General features: G+C 60.9%; 13 protein-coding genes. 7 read left to right on the top strand and 6 right to left on the bottom strand.

The annotated features are described in order from the left end of the window. The first annotated feature begins 25 nt into the window (after window positions 1-25). From ACZ1G7_RS08385 to ACZ1G7_RS08355, 7 genes are all read left to right on the top strand, one after another. A complete protein-coding gene (locus tag ACZ1G7_RS08385) occupies window positions 26-679 on the top strand; it encodes an ABC transporter ATP-binding protein (protein ID WP_472663363.1) in 654 nt (217 codons plus the stop codon). Further along, window positions 676-3063, top strand: a complete 2388-nt coding sequence (locus ACZ1G7_RS08380) for an FtsX-like permease family protein (RefSeq protein WP_472663362.1) — start codon at window positions 676-678, stop codon at window positions 3061-3063. The genes ACZ1G7_RS08385 and ACZ1G7_RS08380 overlap by 4 nt, the downstream gene beginning before the upstream one ends. After that, on the top strand, window positions 3053-4093 hold the full coding sequence (locus tag ACZ1G7_RS08375; RefSeq protein WP_472663361.1) for a lipocalin-like domain-containing protein: 1041 nt from the start codon (window positions 3053-3055) through the stop codon (window positions 4091-4093). The genes ACZ1G7_RS08380 and ACZ1G7_RS08375 overlap by 11 nt, the downstream gene beginning before the upstream one ends. A 122-nt stretch (window positions 4094-4215) precedes the next feature. Continuing rightward, window positions 4216-5640, top strand: a complete 1425-nt coding sequence (locus ACZ1G7_RS08370; RefSeq protein ID WP_472663360.1) for a circularly permuted type 2 ATP-grasp protein — start codon at window positions 4216-4218, stop codon at window positions 5638-5640. Between the two features lie 4 nt (window positions 5641-5644). Continuing rightward, the gene (locus ACZ1G7_RS08365) at window positions 5645-6586 is read left to right on the top strand and encodes an alpha-E domain-containing protein (RefSeq protein WP_472663359.1); all 942 of its coding nucleotides are present in this window, start codon (window positions 5645-5647) and stop codon (window positions 6584-6586) included. Next, window positions 6587-7384: a transglutaminase family protein gene (locus ACZ1G7_RS08360; protein WP_472663358.1), complete on the top strand. Its 798-nt coding sequence runs from the start codon at window positions 6587-6589 to the stop codon at window positions 7382-7384. It abuts the gene before it with no gap. Window positions 7385-7423: 39 nt separating this feature from the next. Next, complete coding sequence (locus ACZ1G7_RS08355; protein WP_472663357.1) at window positions 7424-8155, top strand: proteasome-type protease; 732 nt, start codon at window positions 7424-7426, stop codon at window positions 8153-8155. Here the strand turns inward: ACZ1G7_RS08355 and ACZ1G7_RS08350 are convergent. The 6 genes from ACZ1G7_RS08350 to ACZ1G7_RS08325 all read right to left on the bottom strand — a co-directional run bounded on the left by ACZ1G7_RS08350 (window position 8152) and on the right by ACZ1G7_RS08325 (window position 15924). Continuing rightward, window positions 8152-8742 carry a pyridoxamine 5'-phosphate oxidase family protein gene (locus ACZ1G7_RS08350; protein ID WP_472663356.1) on the bottom strand — a complete coding sequence of 197 codons (591 nt, stop codon included), beginning with the start codon at window positions 8740-8742 and terminating at the stop codon, window positions 8152-8154. The two genes, ACZ1G7_RS08355 and ACZ1G7_RS08350, sit on opposite strands and share 4 nt — an antisense overlap. Further along, window positions 8735-9670 carry an ornithine cyclodeaminase family protein gene (locus ACZ1G7_RS08345; RefSeq protein WP_472663355.1) on the bottom strand — a complete coding sequence of 312 codons (936 nt, stop codon included), beginning with the start codon at window positions 9668-9670 and terminating at the stop codon, window positions 8735-8737. The genes ACZ1G7_RS08350 and ACZ1G7_RS08345 overlap by 8 nt, the downstream gene beginning before the upstream one ends. Window positions 9671-9739: 69 nt before the next feature. Next, window positions 9740-10363 carry a GntR family transcriptional regulator gene (locus tag ACZ1G7_RS08340; RefSeq protein ID WP_472663354.1) on the bottom strand — a complete coding sequence of 208 codons (624 nt, stop codon included), beginning with the start codon at window positions 10361-10363 and terminating at the stop codon, window positions 9740-9742. Window positions 10364-10413: 50 nt separating this feature from the next. Further along, window positions 10414-11430, bottom strand: a complete 1017-nt coding sequence (locus ACZ1G7_RS08335; RefSeq protein ID WP_472663353.1) for a Gfo/Idh/MocA family protein — start codon at window positions 11428-11430, stop codon at window positions 10414-10416. Then, window positions 11424-12512, bottom strand: a complete 1089-nt coding sequence (locus ACZ1G7_RS08330) for an isocitrate/isopropylmalate dehydrogenase family protein (protein ID WP_472663352.1) — start codon at window positions 12510-12512, stop codon at window positions 11424-11426. Before ACZ1G7_RS08330 ends, ACZ1G7_RS08335 begins: the two co-directional genes overlap by 7 nt. A 124-nt stretch (window positions 12513-12636) precedes the next feature. Continuing rightward, window positions 12637-15924 (bottom strand): translocation/assembly module TamB domain-containing protein, encoded by a 3288-nt coding sequence (locus ACZ1G7_RS08325; RefSeq protein WP_472663351.1) that lies wholly within the window; start codon window positions 15922-15924, stop codon window positions 12637-12639. Between the last annotated feature and the right edge of the window lie 3 nt (window positions 15925-15927).

The raw sequence follows: 15927 nt of genomic DNA, 5'->3' as shown, positions 1-15927 counted from the left end.
CCCCCTCAACCGAATTGGTAGGCCTATGCTGAGCGTCGAACAGATCGAAAAAACCTACGATGGCGCCGCTGGACGAGTCCCTGTGTTGCGCGGGGTGACCTTTGATCTGGCTGCGGCTGAGACGCTGGCGCTGACGGGCGAAAGCGGCTCGGGCAAAAGCACCCTTTTGCATTTGATTGGCGGGTTGGATCAGGCTGATGGCGGCGCGATTCGGTTCGAAGGGCGCGATATCACGGGTCTGGGCGACGCGGGCCGGGCGGCCTTGCGGCGCACCGAGATCGGGTTGATCTTTCAACAATTCAATCTGATCCCGTCGCTTGATGTCGCGGCAAACATTGCCTTTCAGGCGCGCCTTGCCGGGCGATATGATCGCGATGCAGCGCATGCTTTGGCCGATCAGCTTGGCCTTGGCACGCAGCTGTCGAAATACCCCGAACAGCTGTCGGGCGGTCAGCAGCAACGCGTGGCGATTGCGCGCACGTTGGCCGCAAAACCGAAGCTGGTATTGGCGGATGAGCCCACAGGAAATCTGGATGAGGACACAGCCGACGCGGTGCTGCGCCAAATGCTGGCGCTGGTCCAAGACACGGGCGCGGCCCTGATTACGGTCACGCATTCGCCCCTGATCGCCGCGCAAATGGGCCGGACGCTGCACCTGAGCCACGGCCAGCTTGCATGAGCGCGACGGTCCTGCAGGCCCTTTGGTCACATTGGCGGCGCAGCCCGTTGCAGCTGTTCACCCTATTGGCCGGGCTGGTCTTGGCAACTGCGCTCTGGTCTGGCGTTCAAGCCGTTAATGCCGAGGCACGCGCCAGCTATGACGCCGCCGCCGCAACACTGGGCGAGGGGCAGTTCGACCAGATCACGCCAGTGGATGCCAGTTGGATTGCGCAAGACACCTATATCGCCCTGCGGCGTGCCGGATGGCAGGTCTCACCCGTTCTGGAAGGCCGCTTCGAAGGGTTTCGGCTGATTGGCATTGACGCGCTAACGGCGCCGCAGGGTATCGGGCCCGCGCAGACTACGGGGGAGGTCGACCTCGCCGCCGACCTGCGCACGGGCCCGTTGACCGCAAATGCTCAGACGGCCGAGGCTTTGCAAAACCTGACGGATCGCCCCATTCGGATCGACCAAAACCTGGCGCCGGACACCATCATCGCAGATATTGGCGTTGCGCAAACGCTGCTCGGGCGCGAGGGCCAACTGAGCCGATTGATTGTCCATCAAGTACAGCCGTTGGGCCTACCAGACCTGTCCGCCGTTGCCCCCGGCCTGTGGCTTGAACCGGCACAAGACAGCACCGACGTCGCGCGGCTGACGGATAGTTTTCACCTGAACCTGACAGCGTTTGGCTTGCTGAGTTTCGCGGTCGGCATCTTCATCGTCCATGGCGCTATCGGGCTCGCATTTGAGCAGCGACGCGCGATGATCCGCACCTTGCGTGCGGTCGGCGTGCCCCTAATGACGCTGATCACGCTCATGGCGGCGGAGCTTCTGGTGCTTGCCCTTCTGGGCGGCGCGATTGGGGTGCTATGCGGCTACGCGATTGCGGCTGTGCTGCTGCCAGATGTCGCCGCCACGCTGGACGGGCTTTACGGCGCGCAAGTGGCTGGCACGCTGCAATTTCGGGCCTCTTGGTGGGTGTCGGGTATTGCGATTTGCGTCGCGGGAACTGCGCTTGCCAGCAGTGGTGCATTGTGGCGGCTGGCGCGTGTCTCCGTCATCGACACGGGCCGGGCGGAGGCGTGGCGCGCGCTGTCCAACCGGGCGGGCCGCCTGCAGGGCGCGGCAGCAATTCTGCTGCTGGCAATCGCTAGCATATTGGCGCTGATAGGCACGGGTTTGATCGCGGGGTTCGCCCTTCTGGGCTGTTTGCTTCTGGGCGCGGCACTTTTGTTACCGCTTTTGCTGGCTGGGTTTCTGAGCGTGGCACAATCGCTCAGCAGCCGCGTTTTGCCACAGTGGTTTTGGGCGGACACGCGTCAACAAGTGCCGGGCCTGAGCCTGGCCCTGATGGCGTTGCTGTTGGCCATGGCCGCCAATGTTGGTGTGTCGACCATGGTGTCGAGCTTCCGGCTGACCTTTGTGGGGTTTCTCGATCAACGCTTATTCGCGGAATTATACCTGCGCGCAGATGACGCCGAGCAGGCAGCGGCGTTACAAAACTTCCTCGCGCCGCGTGCCAAGGCGGTGCTGCCGATTGTGGCGCATAAGCAATCCCTCGCGGGCCTGCCGGGGGAGCTGTTCGGCGCCAAGATTGGCCCCAGCTACGCTGAAAACTGGGGGTTTCTGGACGCGACATCTGATCCGTGGGACAGCACGGCTGCGGGCGCGTCGGTTCTGGTCAATGAACAGCTCGCACGCCGCGCGGGGTTGTGGGTGGGCGACGATTTGGCGGTCTCGGACAACGTGGTTCTGCCCATTGCGGGCGTCTTTGGCGACTATGGCAATCCGGTCGGGCAGGCGGTGATTTCTTATCAGCTGTTCAGCGCCATTCGGCCCAATGCCACGCCTTTGCAGTTCGGGATCAGGACCGATGACGCCGACGCGCTCCGCCGTGAGCTGCAGGACAATTTCGGCCTGCGCGCCACGCAAATTGTCGACCAAACCAGCATTAAGGCTCTGTCGCTTGAGGTATTCGAACGCACGTTCACGGTCACCGGGGCCCTGAATATTCTGACGCTGTCAGTGGCGGCATTCGCGATCCTGATGAGCTTGCTGACATTGGCCGCAATGCGCGTGCCGCAGCTGGCGCCCGCTTGGGCCTTGGGTCTGACCCGGCGCGAATTAGGCCGGTTGGAACTGATCCGCGCGCTGGTTCTGGCCGCGCTCACGGCGCTTTTCGCGCTGCCGTTGGGGCTGGCGCTTGCCTGGGTGCTGTTGGCCGTAGTCAATGTCGAGGCCTTCGGCTGGCGCTTGCCGATGTATCTGTTCCCGATGGATTATCTGCTCTTGGGGCTGTTGGCGCTTTTGGCGGCACTTGCCGCCGCCGCATGGCCCGCGATCCGGCTGACGCGGGTGCCGCCAGCCGATTTGCTGAAGGTGTTTTCCAATGAACGTTAGGGTGTTCCTCATAGCGCTGTTCTGGCCTGCCGCACTGTTGGCGCAGGGCTTTGCGGGCATGGGATCGGACGCCGACGGGTTTGCCACGCCCGAGCGCGGCACGGCGTTTACCTTCCCGCAAGACCACGGAGCGCATCCGGATTACCGGATCGAATGGTGGTATGTGACCGCCAACATGACCGGCCCCGATGGCACACCTTACGGGGTGCAATGGACGCTCTTTCGGTCCGCGCTTGCGTCGGGAGAGGGCGAAGGCTGGCAAAGCCCGCAAATCTGGCTGGGCCATGCGGCGTTGACCACCCCAGAAGATCACTTCGTTGCCGAACGTTTCGCGCGGGGCGGGATCGGGCAGGCCGGTGTCACGCCCGCGCCGTTTGAGGCATGGATTGACGACTGGCAAATGGCGGGGCCCGACTTCGACACTCTGACGTTGAGAGCCTCTGGCCCTGACTTCGTCTATGAGGTGGCTTTGGATGCGCAAGGCCCGCTGATTTTCCACGGCGATCAGGGCTATTCTGTTAAATCGGCGCAAGGGCAGGCGAGCTATTATTATTCGCAGCCGTTCTACGCGCTGACCGGGACCATCACGACGAAAGAGGGCGAAATCTCAGTGACGGGCGACGCGTGGCTTGACCGCGAATGGTCGTCGCAACCGCTTGGTGAGACGCAAACGGGGTGGGACTGGTTCTCGCTGTCTTTTGATACGGGCGCGAAGCTGATGGGGTTCTTGCTGCGCCAGAGCGATGGTGCGGCCTACAGCTCAGCCACGTGGATCGAACCGGACGGGGTGACGACAGCATTTGAGGATGGTGTCTTTGCGGCCGAACCGTTGGGCGAGACCCAGGTTGCGGGACGTGACGTGCCGACACGTTGGCGCGTCGAGCTGCCTGCGAAGGGCGTTGATGTGACGGTTGAGGCGGTCAATCCGAAGGCTTGGATGGCGCTGTCGATCCCGTATTGGGAGGGGCCCGTGCGGGTCACCGGCAGCCACACCGGGCGCGGGTATCTTGAGATGACTGGCTACGAGTGAGCCGCTGCCTATTTGCACATCAATTTGGCGCAAAAACGCGCGCAAACCGTTGAAAACCTGTGCCAAATGATGCGTTTCGGAAACCTCGTTGCCCTCACGGTCTGACGCGATACAGTTAGGTCATGAAACAAAGCAAAGACCATTTCAGCGAAATGGCGTCAGATTCCGGCGTCCGCCCTCCCTACCAAAACTATGAGGCCTGGTTTTCCCAGCAAAACAACGAGCGGCTGGCCAAAAAGTCCGACGAGGCGGAGGCGTTTTTTCGGCGCACAGGCATTACGTTCAACGTTTACGGCGCAGATGACGCGGAGGAGCGGCTGATCCCCTTCGATCTGGTCCCGCGCATTATGTCGGCCAAGGAATGGGGCAAGCTGTCGAAAGGCATTGACCAGCGCGTGCGCGCCATCAACGCCTTCCTGCATGACATTTACAACCGACAGGAAATTCTGCGCGCGGGCGTGATCCCAGTAGATCTGATCGCCCAGAACGAGGCGTTCTTGCCGCAGATGATCGACTTCTCGCCGCCCGGCGATGTCTACACACATATCGTGGGTACTGATATTGTGCGCACCGGCGAGGATGATTTCTTCGTTCTGGAAGACAATGCGCGGACCCCGTCGGGCGTCAGCTACATGCTCGAAAATCGCGAAACGATGCTGCAAATGTTCCCGGAGTTATTTTCCAAGATCAAAGTGCAGCGGGTCAGCGACTACCCCAAAAACCTGCGCAAATCGCTAGAGGCCTCCGCCCCCAAAAACTGCCAGGGGCGGCCTTGCGTCGTGGTGCTGACGCCGGGCATTCACAATTCCGCCTATTACGAGCACAGCTTTCTAGCCGACCAGATGGGGGTCGAGCTGGTGGAAGGGCATGACCTGCGCGTGGTTGACGGCCATATCGCCATGCGCACCACCCGGGGCTACAAAGTGATCGACGTGATTTACCGCCGCGTCGATGATGATTTTCTGGACCCGTTGACGTTCAATCCCACCTCGATGCTGGGCGTGCCGGGCATCATGGATGTCTACCGCGCGGGCAATATCACGATCACCAACGCGCCGGGCACGGGCGTCGCCGACGACAAGGCGATCTACAGCTACATGCCTGATATTGTTGAATTCTACACCGGCGAAAAGGCGATCCTGAAAAATGTGGAGACCTTCCGTTGCTCGGAGCCGGACACGCTGAAATACGTGCTCGACAACCTCGGTGATCTGGTTGTGAAGGAGGTCCATGGCTCGGGCGGCTACGGCATGCTGGTGGGCCCCGCTGCCACCAAGCAGGAGGTTGCCGATTTTGCCGAAAAGCTGCGCGCCAACCCAAGTGGCTACATCGCGCAGCCGACCCTGTCGCTTTCAACCGTGCCGATTTTCACCGAAGCAGGCCTTGCGCCGCGTCATGTCGATCTGCGCCCCTTCGCACTGGTCTCCCCGCAAGGGGTTGAGATCGCACCGGGTGGCTTGACCCGGGTGGCACTGACGGAGGGCAGCCTTGTGGTGAATTCCTCTCAGGGCGGAGGCACCAAGGACACTTGGGTGCTGGAGGAGTAGCGCGATGCTGGGCAAAACCGCTGGTGGTCTTTATTGGATGTTTCGTTCGCTTGAGCGGGCCGAAAACACCGCGCGCCTAATCGAGGCGGGGTTTCGGATCGCGCTGACGCGGTCCACCGACCCGGATTCCGAGTGGAAATCGGTCATCATCACCTCCGCCGCGCAGGACGGATACCGGGCCAAGCATTCCACCTTCGACAGCGCAAAGGTCACTGATTACCTGCTGCGCGATACTGACAATCCCAGTTCGGTTATGTCGGTGATGAAATCGGCGCGCGACAACGCACGGCTGGTGCGCACGGCTCTGACGACTGAGGTCTGGGGCGCGGTGAACGAGACCTGGATGCTTCTCTGCGATATCCTGAAGGAGCCGATCCCGGAGACTGACCTGCCGGAGGTTCTGTCGATCATTCGCCAGCAATCGGCGTTGGTGCGCGGCGCGCTGCACGGCACGATGCTGCGCAACGACATCTATGACTTTTGCAGGCTTGGCAGCTTCATTGAACGCGCCGACAGTACCGCCCGCATCATCGACGTGAAGTATTACGCTTTGCTGCCCTCGCCATCCTTTGTGGGCAGCCGGATGGACAATGTGCAATGGGAAACGCTGCTGCGTTCCGTTTCGGCGCACCGTTCCTTCCGCTGGGCGTCTGATGGCGATTACACCCCGGCCAATATCGCCGATTTTCTGATCCTCGACCGCCGTATGCCGCGTTCACTGGCGTTTTGCGCGGCGCAGATATGCGACAACCTGGAGTATCTGGCTGAGGAATATGACGAGCAGACTGAAAGCCTGGCCAAGGCGCGCGCGCTGCGTGCGCGGCTGCGCGACCGCGACATTGCCTCCATCTTTGACGAGGGATTGCACGAATTTCTCAGCTCAATCCTGTTGGAAACGGGCCAGCTTGGACGACAAATCGAGACAGATTACAGGTTCAACGAATAGATGAAGCTCACGATCTCGCACAAAACCCAATACGACTATTCCGCGCCGGTCGGGTACACGTTGCAAAAGGTGCGGCTGCGCCCGAAAAGCTCTATCATGCAGGAGGTGGTCAGCTGGGACCTGACTGTTGAGGGCGGCAAACTGGAAGCAAGCTATAACGATCATTACGGCAATCACGTTGATCTGGTCAGCGCCGAAGTGGGTGTGCAACAACTGGTTATTTCCGCAAAAGGCGTCATCAACACCCATGATGCTGCGGGCATTCTGGGCCGGGTCTACGGGCGCGCGCCCTTATGGCATTTTGTGCAGCCGACGCCGCTGACAACGGCGGATAAGGCAATCAAGAAAATGTCGTCAGTGATTGACGACAGCGACACCACGCTCAACGGCATGCACGCGTTGTCCTCAGCGATCTTGCGCGCTGTGCCCTACACAATCGGCGCTACGGATGCGACGACAAATGCGGCGCAGGCCGTCGAAATCGGCAAAGGCGTTTGCCAGGATCACGCGAACATCTTCATCGCCGCCGCTCGTGCGCACGGCATTCCCGCGCGCTATGTCAGCGGCTATTTGATGATGAATGACCGGGTTGATCAGGATGCCAGCCACGCTTGGGCCGAAGTGCATCTGGACGGGCTCGGCTGGGTTGGCTTTGACGTCTCTAACGGTGTCTGCCCTGATGAGCGCTATGTACGTATTGCCACCGGGCGCGACGCGGCGGATGCGGCCCCTATATCTGGTCTCAGAATGGGCGCCAGCGACGAGTCCTTGATTGTATCTTTACAGGTCCAGCAGTAAGCGTAGGGCCTTCGACCACTCGACCCGGATTCGTGCCTTATGACCTATTGCGTTGGTATGCGCCTCAATGACGGCCTCGTCTTCATGTCCGACACGCGCACCAATGCGGGCGTCGACAATTTCGCCTCTACCCGCAAGATGTTTCATTGGTCCGTGCCGGGAGAACGCGCGATCACGGTCATGACCGCCGGCAACCTGGCCACCACACAAGCCATGATCAGCCTGCTGGAAGAGCGGTCCGTCGCGTCCGAGGACCGGGACCCGTCAATTCTGAACCAGCCAACCATGTTTCAGGTGGCCCGCTTGGTCGGCGCGACCTTGAAAGAAGTCATCGCCTATTCCGCGCCTTCGGGCCCCGATTCCGCTGACGCGTTCAGCGCCTCGGTGATCGTTGGCGGGCAGATCAAAGGGGGTAAGCCCACGATTTTTCTGATCTACCCCGAAGGCAACTTCATTGAGATTTCGCAAGACACGCCGTTTTTCCAGATCGGCGAGGCGAAATACGGAAAACCCATTTTGGTCCGCGCCTTTGACGCCGACATGCCGTTTCAGGATGTGTTGAAGCTGCTTTTGGTGTCCTTCGATTCAACTGTGAAGTCGAACCTATCTGTGGGCCTGCCCTTCGACGTGCATGTCTATGAAAACGACGCATTTCACTGCGACCGCACCCACCGGATCGAACAGGACGACCCGATCTACCAAAAGATTGCCGACAATTGGGGCGACGCGCTGAAAGCGGCGTTTGACCTGCTGCCGGACTACAAAATCTAAGGGTTCACCCAAGCAGCGCTAACGCAGGCGCCGTCCGGGGCGTATTCGAACTGCGCGCGCAGGTTTTCGCCGCGCTGATGGCTGTACCAATCCATGCGCCGCGCCGCGATTTCGATCACCCCGAACCGCATTTGGCCAAAGGCGCTTTCTTCCGTCGTCGGTGGCGCGCTACGGGGTGCGGGCGTGTAGCCTGCCGTCAAATCATCGCCGGGCGGGCCTCCACAATAGGTGGATCGGGTCCAATCTGACAGGGCGTTCCACGCGGCTTCCTGTTCCGCGCTGCCGGGCGCATGTAGCTGCGCGGTGCCTGCAAAGCGCAGCTGCAACCGGGCCTCGGCGTCATAGCCGAGCAGGCTGACATTCGGATTGGCCTGCAGCTCCGCCCACTTGGCGCTGCGAATATCTGTGTGGAGCGTGATACGCTTCAAACCCTCATCCGCCGCGCGCAAGATCAGACTGCGCGTCTCAGGGTGGCCATCGGCATTGACGCTGGCCAGTGACACGGTGCGGAACGGATGATCCGGCGCGCCGGTGACGCCAGCTAATAGCGTCCATGCCTCAGCCTCGATGCGGTCGAGCTCAAGCATTCTGATGCGCCTCCCATGCAAGTGCTGAAAGGGCGAGGTCGCCCAGCGCGTGACCCCGAAACACAAACGCCGTGCGCTGGTCTGGCGTATTCCGCGCGGCACTGGTGCCCAGCACAAGCCCGCTTAGATCGCCGGTAATATGGTCCGGGTCGCACAGCTTGTTGGGCAGGGCCCTTTCTTGCGCCAAGTCATCGACGCAGACCACATCCAACGCACCAAAGCTCGGGCGCACCCAAGGGGCCGCCAGATCGACGACGGCGGCAAAACTGCCCGGCGCCATGCCAGACGCATCCAAAAACGGCGCTGCCCCACCGGTATGGGTGACTGTGGTGACCAGCAGGTCAACGCTATCTGCGACCGCTTGCCCGCTGTCGCATGTCTCCGCGCTCAGACCTTTTGCGCGCGCCATCTTGGCCAGCAGGTCCATATTCGCTTGCCCACGCCCGAACATTTTCATGTGTGTCAACGGAAACAGGTCGGCAAACGCGTCCAGATGACTGCGTGCTTGTACTCCGCAGCCCACAAAACCAATGCTCGTGGCATCCGGGCGGGCCAGATAGGTCGCGGCTGTCGCGCTGAGCCCGGCGGTGCGCACCGCGGTAATCCAATTCCCGTCAAGAATGGCGACGGGCAGCCCGGTTTTGCTGTCGAGCATGGTCACCAGCCCGTTGATCTGCGGCAGACCGTTCGCGGTATTTTCGGGATTCAGCACAACAGTTTTGACAGCCAGTAGCGACGGGCCGTCCATCCCGGCCAAAGCGGCCATCATGTATCGGTTGTCATCGGGTGGCATCAAAGCGGCCTTTGGCGCGGCCCATACCCGGCCTGCTGCGCTGCCCGCGATCACATCTTTTATACTGTCCACGATTTGCTGCGTGGTCAGGCCTAGCCCGTCCAAATCCGCCTCTGACAGATAGGGAATACCCATGTCACGCTCCCGCCTTATATTCGCTCTTGCGAGCTTGACACAGACCGGCGTGGCGGAAAAGCGTGTGGGTTACAAACTGCTCAGATGGTGCTTTTCAAGAAGCTCAACGATCACCTGTTTGGCGGCGCTGCGATGCGCGCGGTGCACGCGGGCGGCAGTATGGGCGTCACCAACACGAATAGCGTCCAATACCGCGCGATGATCTTCGTTCGAGCGTGTCGGCACGGGCCGCATATGCAGCGTGACCAACCGTGCGCGGCGCACCTGATCAGACATCATCTGCGCAATCGCCTCAATCCGGGAATTGCCGCCCAAATGCACTAATTCGGCATGGAACGTGTCATCGGCCCGCGCCCAAGCGCCACGATCGTTTTTTTCCAAAGCAACATCCATCAAATCGATTGTCCGCTCCAGTTTCTCTAGCGCCGTCGCGTCGTATTTGGCGCGGGCTGCATTTGCGGCGGCCAGGCTCTCAAGCTCGGTCAGGATGTCGTAAATTTCGGCCATATCGACGGGCGATAGCGGCTTGATGCGCACGCCTTTGCGGGGTCGCACATCTACCAAACCTTGACCTTCCAGCACCAAAAGCGCCTCGCGAACGGGGGTGCGCGACATCCCTAAGCTCGCCGCCAGTTCGCTTTCCAAATGATCGCTGCCCGCGCCCAACTGGCCGGAGAATATAAGCTCTCGCAATCGCTCAAGCGCCTCAGTCGAACTTGATCTGGTTCGCGTGCTATGTGCTGTCATTTCTCACTAAGATGTTGTTTTTGTTGCTGTGCTGCAGAGATATATACAGCGTGCTCAATCCGCATAACAGTCAGGTATTCCCGCGCTGTGTTCTCAAATGGCCCTCCATCGGCGAAAGCTTGCGCAACATGGTTGATCAGATGGAACGTACAGTCGCCGCCAAAATTTGGGCTGGTGCTGGGTGGTTTGATCTCAATCTCTTCGGTGCTGCCGAAGCTGCGCCGGGTGACCGACCCATTGCCATGCAGGTGCAGCGACCCTTCGGAGCCTTCAAAAAGGCCTTCACCCATCGTGCAGCGCGGGTTTTCGGCGGCGTGATCAAGGCAGCGATTGCCGTCAAACAGCACCCGCACCTCGCCGGGATGATCAAACAGGACATAACCCGCATCCTCCCCAGCGATCACAGGGTTCACGCGGCGCAAGTCGGCGTAGACCGCGCTGGGATCGCCGAACAAAAAGCGGAATGTGTCGATCCAATGCACGCCGGTTTCATGGATCAGGAATCTCGGCATATCCTGAAAATAAGGCTGCCGCGCCAGATAGGCATTGGGGCCTTGCCCGTCGCCGGGGCGCAGCCGAAATGTCGCCTGCAACAGCGTACCAATGGCACCTTCGTCAAGCTGTGCCTTGATGATACGGTACCATGGTTGAAACCTGATATTTTCGTGCACGATCAAAGGGATGCCGGCGGCCTCCGCCAGCTCGGTCATCTGTTCTGCTTCTTCCAGATTGTTGCAAAACGGCTTCTGGCACACAATGGCCCGCACCCCATGTGCGACGGCCGCGCGGATCGCGTCGGCATGCGCCTCGGGTGCCACAATAATGTCGAGGATATCGGGGTTGGTTGCCGCCAGCATCGCGTCGAGCGTGTCAAAAACCGGCAGGCCGGTGGCCTCAGCCTTCGCCCGATCACGATTGGTAACGCCGACAACTTCTGTCAGGCCGGTGCGGGCCCATCCGTCGAAGTGGAACTGGCTGAAATAGCCTGCCCCGATACATGCAATTTTCAACATTCCAGCAGGGCACCAATGGCAGCGGCAGCGTCGGCCGTTTTGGCGTTTCCGCCCAGATCAGCGGTAACCGTATCGCGGCTGGCAACCTGTGCATCAACCGCCTCACGCAGCTTGGCGGCGTCAGCACACATGGCCTGATTGTCGTGTTTCAGCCCAAGCCAATCGAGCATCATCGCACCCGACAAGATCATCGCGAACGGGTTTGCCAAACCGCGACCCGCAATATCGGGGGCGGAGCCATGGCAGGGCTGAAAAACCGCTTGTTCCAACCCAATATCGGCCGATGGTGCCAAGCCAAGCCCGCCCATCAGCCCGGCACCCAGATCGCTCAGGATGTCGCCAAACATGTTTTCTGTGACCATTACATCGAACTCCCACGGCTTTTGTACCATCCAAAGTGCCGTGGCGTCGACATAGGCGTGGTCGGCCTTGAGCTCTGGGTGTTTTGCGGCCTCGGCGTCGAACATCTCGCGGAAAAACGCGAAGGCGCGGAACACATTGGCCTTGTCGACGCAGGTCACCCGCCCGGGCCCGCGCCCTTGCGCCTTGCGCTCCTGGGCCATGCGGAAGGTAAATTCGAACAGCTTTTCTGATATCTCGCGGGTGATTAACAAGGTCTCACGCGCTTCGTTCTCGCTCACCTCGCCGCAGCCCTGGGTGTGGAACAGGCCTTCAGTGCTTTCGCGGATCAGCACGAAATCGATGCTTTTGCCCTTGGGCAATTTCAACGGTGTCTCGCCGCCTTCGGCCACGCGGACGGGGCGCACGCCGGCGAACAGCTTGAACGTTTTGCGCAGGTCAATCTGGGGTGAGATTTCGGTCCCGTCAGCGTAGCGCACATTTGGCAGACCCATGGCCGACAGCAAAATCGCATCAGCCGCCGCCGCAGCATCCAGTGAGGCTTTCGGCAGGCTTTCACCCGTTTTGGCGTAATGCGCGGCGCCAGCGGGATGGCTGGTGAAGTCCAATGCGTAGCTGTTGGACCGCGCCGCGATCTTCGAGAGAAGCTCTACCGTTGGGGTCGTGATTTCGGGGCCGATGCCGTCGCCTTCAAATACCGCAATGTCAAAACTCTGTGCCATGGGTGTCGCCTTTCTCAGATTCATTAATGTATACATTAAAAAATGCATAAATGAATGTCCAGAGGGTCGCCTGCATCGTATGCGTTGTAAAGTAAGGGAAAGCGCAGTTTCGGCGGGGATGCGCTTAGTAATCTTTTTCGAAGAAAATACCGATAGAGCTGTCGCCTTGTGCACTGGTGCTGCCGCGCGCGGTCAGGTTTGGCGTCAGGTCAATATTGATCGACACTTCCGGCCCATCCGCGCCACCAACCTGCACATCCGTATAGACATTGTCGGAGATGTATTTGCCCGCCCGCAGCGCCGTGTTGCCTTCACTATCTGTATTGATATCAAGGTCATCAAGATCAAAGCTGCGCCGCAGTTTTGATACGATCCCTTCGCCGCCTTTGCCCGCCAACGTCGCCACGGCATTGGCCAGTTGTAGCGCCTGAAACGCGGAAAGCTCACTTGCGCTGCGGCCAAAGAATATCTGTGCGAGCACCTCGTCTTGCGGGGCTTCAGGGCTGGCGGTGAAGCTGACCTCCGGGGTAGAGGCGGGTCCTTCGATGATCACACTCGCCGTCCCGCTGGAGGTTCGCGTCGTTGCGACAAACCGTAAAAACGGGTCGAACGAGCCTTGCAACTGCACGCTTCCCTCGTCCAGATCGAAGCGCTTTTCCAAGATATCCAGCCGTCCACGGATCAGCTCAAACCGCCCGGCGGAGATGATGTTATTTGTGTCGCCCGTCAGCCGAAGCGCGCCACCAAGCTCGGCGTCGAGGCCCCGACCGCGCACAAATACCCGCCCCGGCGCGGAAATGCGCAGATCAAGCGGGTAGGCCGGGCTCGCGCCGCCAGTAGCCTCATCAGGTTTGTTCAGACCCGCGCGATTTTGGGTCGCACGGACGGCGTTCGATGCACCGATATGGACAATCTCCGGGATGATCGTAAACCCGCCAAGGCCGGAGGAAGGGACGGAAACCTGCGTCTCGCCCACGTCAATCTGCCCGGTAATCCGCGCGCCACCGGCAAGCGGCCCATCAACATTGATCCGTCCATCAAGCAGGGTCTTGTAAAGCGCAGGGTCCTCAAGCGCGATGCTGTTCAACGCAATCGCCAGGCGTGATTGCAGTGCACCTTGCAGCGACATGGGGCCGCTCACCGACAAGCTGCCGCCGCCGTCAACAGTGGCGCGCAGGTCCAGATTTGCGGTGCCGCCTGACAGGTCAATCCGCGCGTCGATCCCGCTCAGCGTGAGCGGCAGATTGGGCGCTGCCAACCGCCCGTCACTGGCCGTGATGCGCCCTGAGACGGAGCCGAGCGCCGCCGGGCCGGTCACAGCCAAATCGAAACGGGTTTGCCCCTGCAGGCTGCGCGGTGTGATGAACGGGTTGGCCAGCGACAGCGGCGCGCCGCCGGTCACCGACATGGCCAGTGTCCCGTCCCCGCGCGCTGTCCCGCCAATGCTGGCTTGCATGCCCGCCGGGCCGTCAATCTCGCTTTGAATACGCCAGTCGGCTCCGTCTTGGGCCGCGGTGCCACTTGCACGTAGCGGGCCGGGCACGTTTGGCACGATGGCGGCCAGGTTGGGTAAGGCCAGCGTATAATCGAAGCGCGGGGCAGGGCCGGTCGCGTCCCCGCTGACCTCTGCCGTTAGTCCATAGGGGCCTTGCAAATTTGTCTCTATAGACAGCACATCGCCACGCTGAACTGCGCGCCCATCGATCTGCGCCGCACCGCTATATTGCGGCACGAGTGGGCGGATGTCGGGCAGGGTGGCGGTGAAACCTATGTCAGGCGCATCCGTTCCCGTAACGCGCCCATCCAGATCGGCTTGCAACGCGTAAGGTCCGGCTAGGTTCGTGCGCAGCAACCACCCTTCGGGCGATTGCCGCAGCGTGCCGTCAAGCGCAACCGCCCCGCGATACTGCGGCACCAAAGGCTTGATATCGGGCAGGCCAAGGTTGAAATTCAACTCGGCGGCGGGTCCCGTCGCCAAGCCGTTAACGGCGGCTGTGGCGTCAAACGGCCCGCTGGCGTCCAGATCAACCGACCAGCCGCGCGTATCTTGTGTGGCCGACCCGCCCAATGTCAGCGGGCCGGTCAATTGTTCCGCCAGTAGGCCCGCATCAAACAGGCGCGCGTCCAAGGTGACGCGGGAGGCGTCCGTGGCAAGGACAGCCTCCCCGCTTGCAACCAGTTGCGCATTGTCCAATGACAGGTCGTTTATTCGTAGGCCGGTGGCGTCGCGGATCGCGTTCAAGGCCAGCATTGTTTGCCCCGCCAGAACCGCGTCTGCTTGGGCTATGCCCAGCGCCAAGTCCTGCGTTCCGCCCGAGACCGCGATGTCAAACGCGCCGCCAAGATCTGCGCTCCCTTTCAGGGACAACTCCGCTTTCCCCGCCAAAGATTGCCCTACCAGATCAGCGAAACGCGTTAGGTCCTGCGCTTCTAAAAGCAGGTCAAACACCGTGCTCAACGCGTCATCCAGCCCCGAAATATCGGCCTGTCCTGACAGGGCATAGGCCGCACCCGACAGGCGTAAATCGCTTAGTCGAAGCGGGGCGTCTTCACCGTAGTCAATGCTCACTTGACCGCTCAGCGCGTCGCCAACGGCCGTTTGGAGGGTCGGGTCGTCAAAAATCAGCCCGTTTGCATCCAGATCAAGCGCGGCGCTGACACTTTGCGCGTTTGCGATCTGCCCATCCGCGCTGAGGCCGATTTGCGATATCGCAATCTCGGGCCGCGTGACATTGGTGACGTCAAAGCGGGCCTGAAATTCGTCATCTTCCGCCGCGTCGAATGTGACCTGCAGGTCCGCGCTGCCAACCCGTGTCGGTGGGCCTGACAAAGGCAGCAAGACCGGCGCGCCGGATTGCGAGGCAATGCGCCCCGTCAGCTGCAACGATGTGGGCCAGCTTTGCGCATCCAGCTCCGCCGCGCCGTTCAATTGTAACGCCTCGGTTGCCAGCTCAAATTCCTCAAGACGCAATCCGCCATCGTCCTGGCTGACGCCGTTTGCGATCAGTCGTACGTCTTCACCAAAGAAGCTGCGGTATTGCGGTGCGAAAAGGGCCGTCACGTCGCCGCCCAAATCGGCGCTGAACCCGCGCCCGGCATCCGCGCGTTCGAGCGACACGGTTCCCGCCAACCGCTCGGTCTCGTCGGTTGCCAGCCGTAAATCCGCCGCGAACGCGTCCAGCGGGCCGGAGCCGGTTACAGACAGATCAATCGCGGGCTCATCTGGGATGCCGATCAGGCTGGCTGCCAGCCCATTGGCGCCCTCGGTAACTTGCAACGCCAGCTTCAACGCTGTGCCGTCAAAGCTGGTTTTGACATCGAAGACGCCGCTTTGCCCGTCGATCCGTTCCGCCAGCAACGTGATATCCGCCGTCCCCCCTGCAAGTGCGCCGGAGGCGGTCAGCCGAAGCACCAA

It is taken from the genome of Litoreibacter sp. JB4-2, from assembly GCF_055693445.1.
This window is presented reverse-complemented; position numbering and strand designations above follow the sequence as displayed.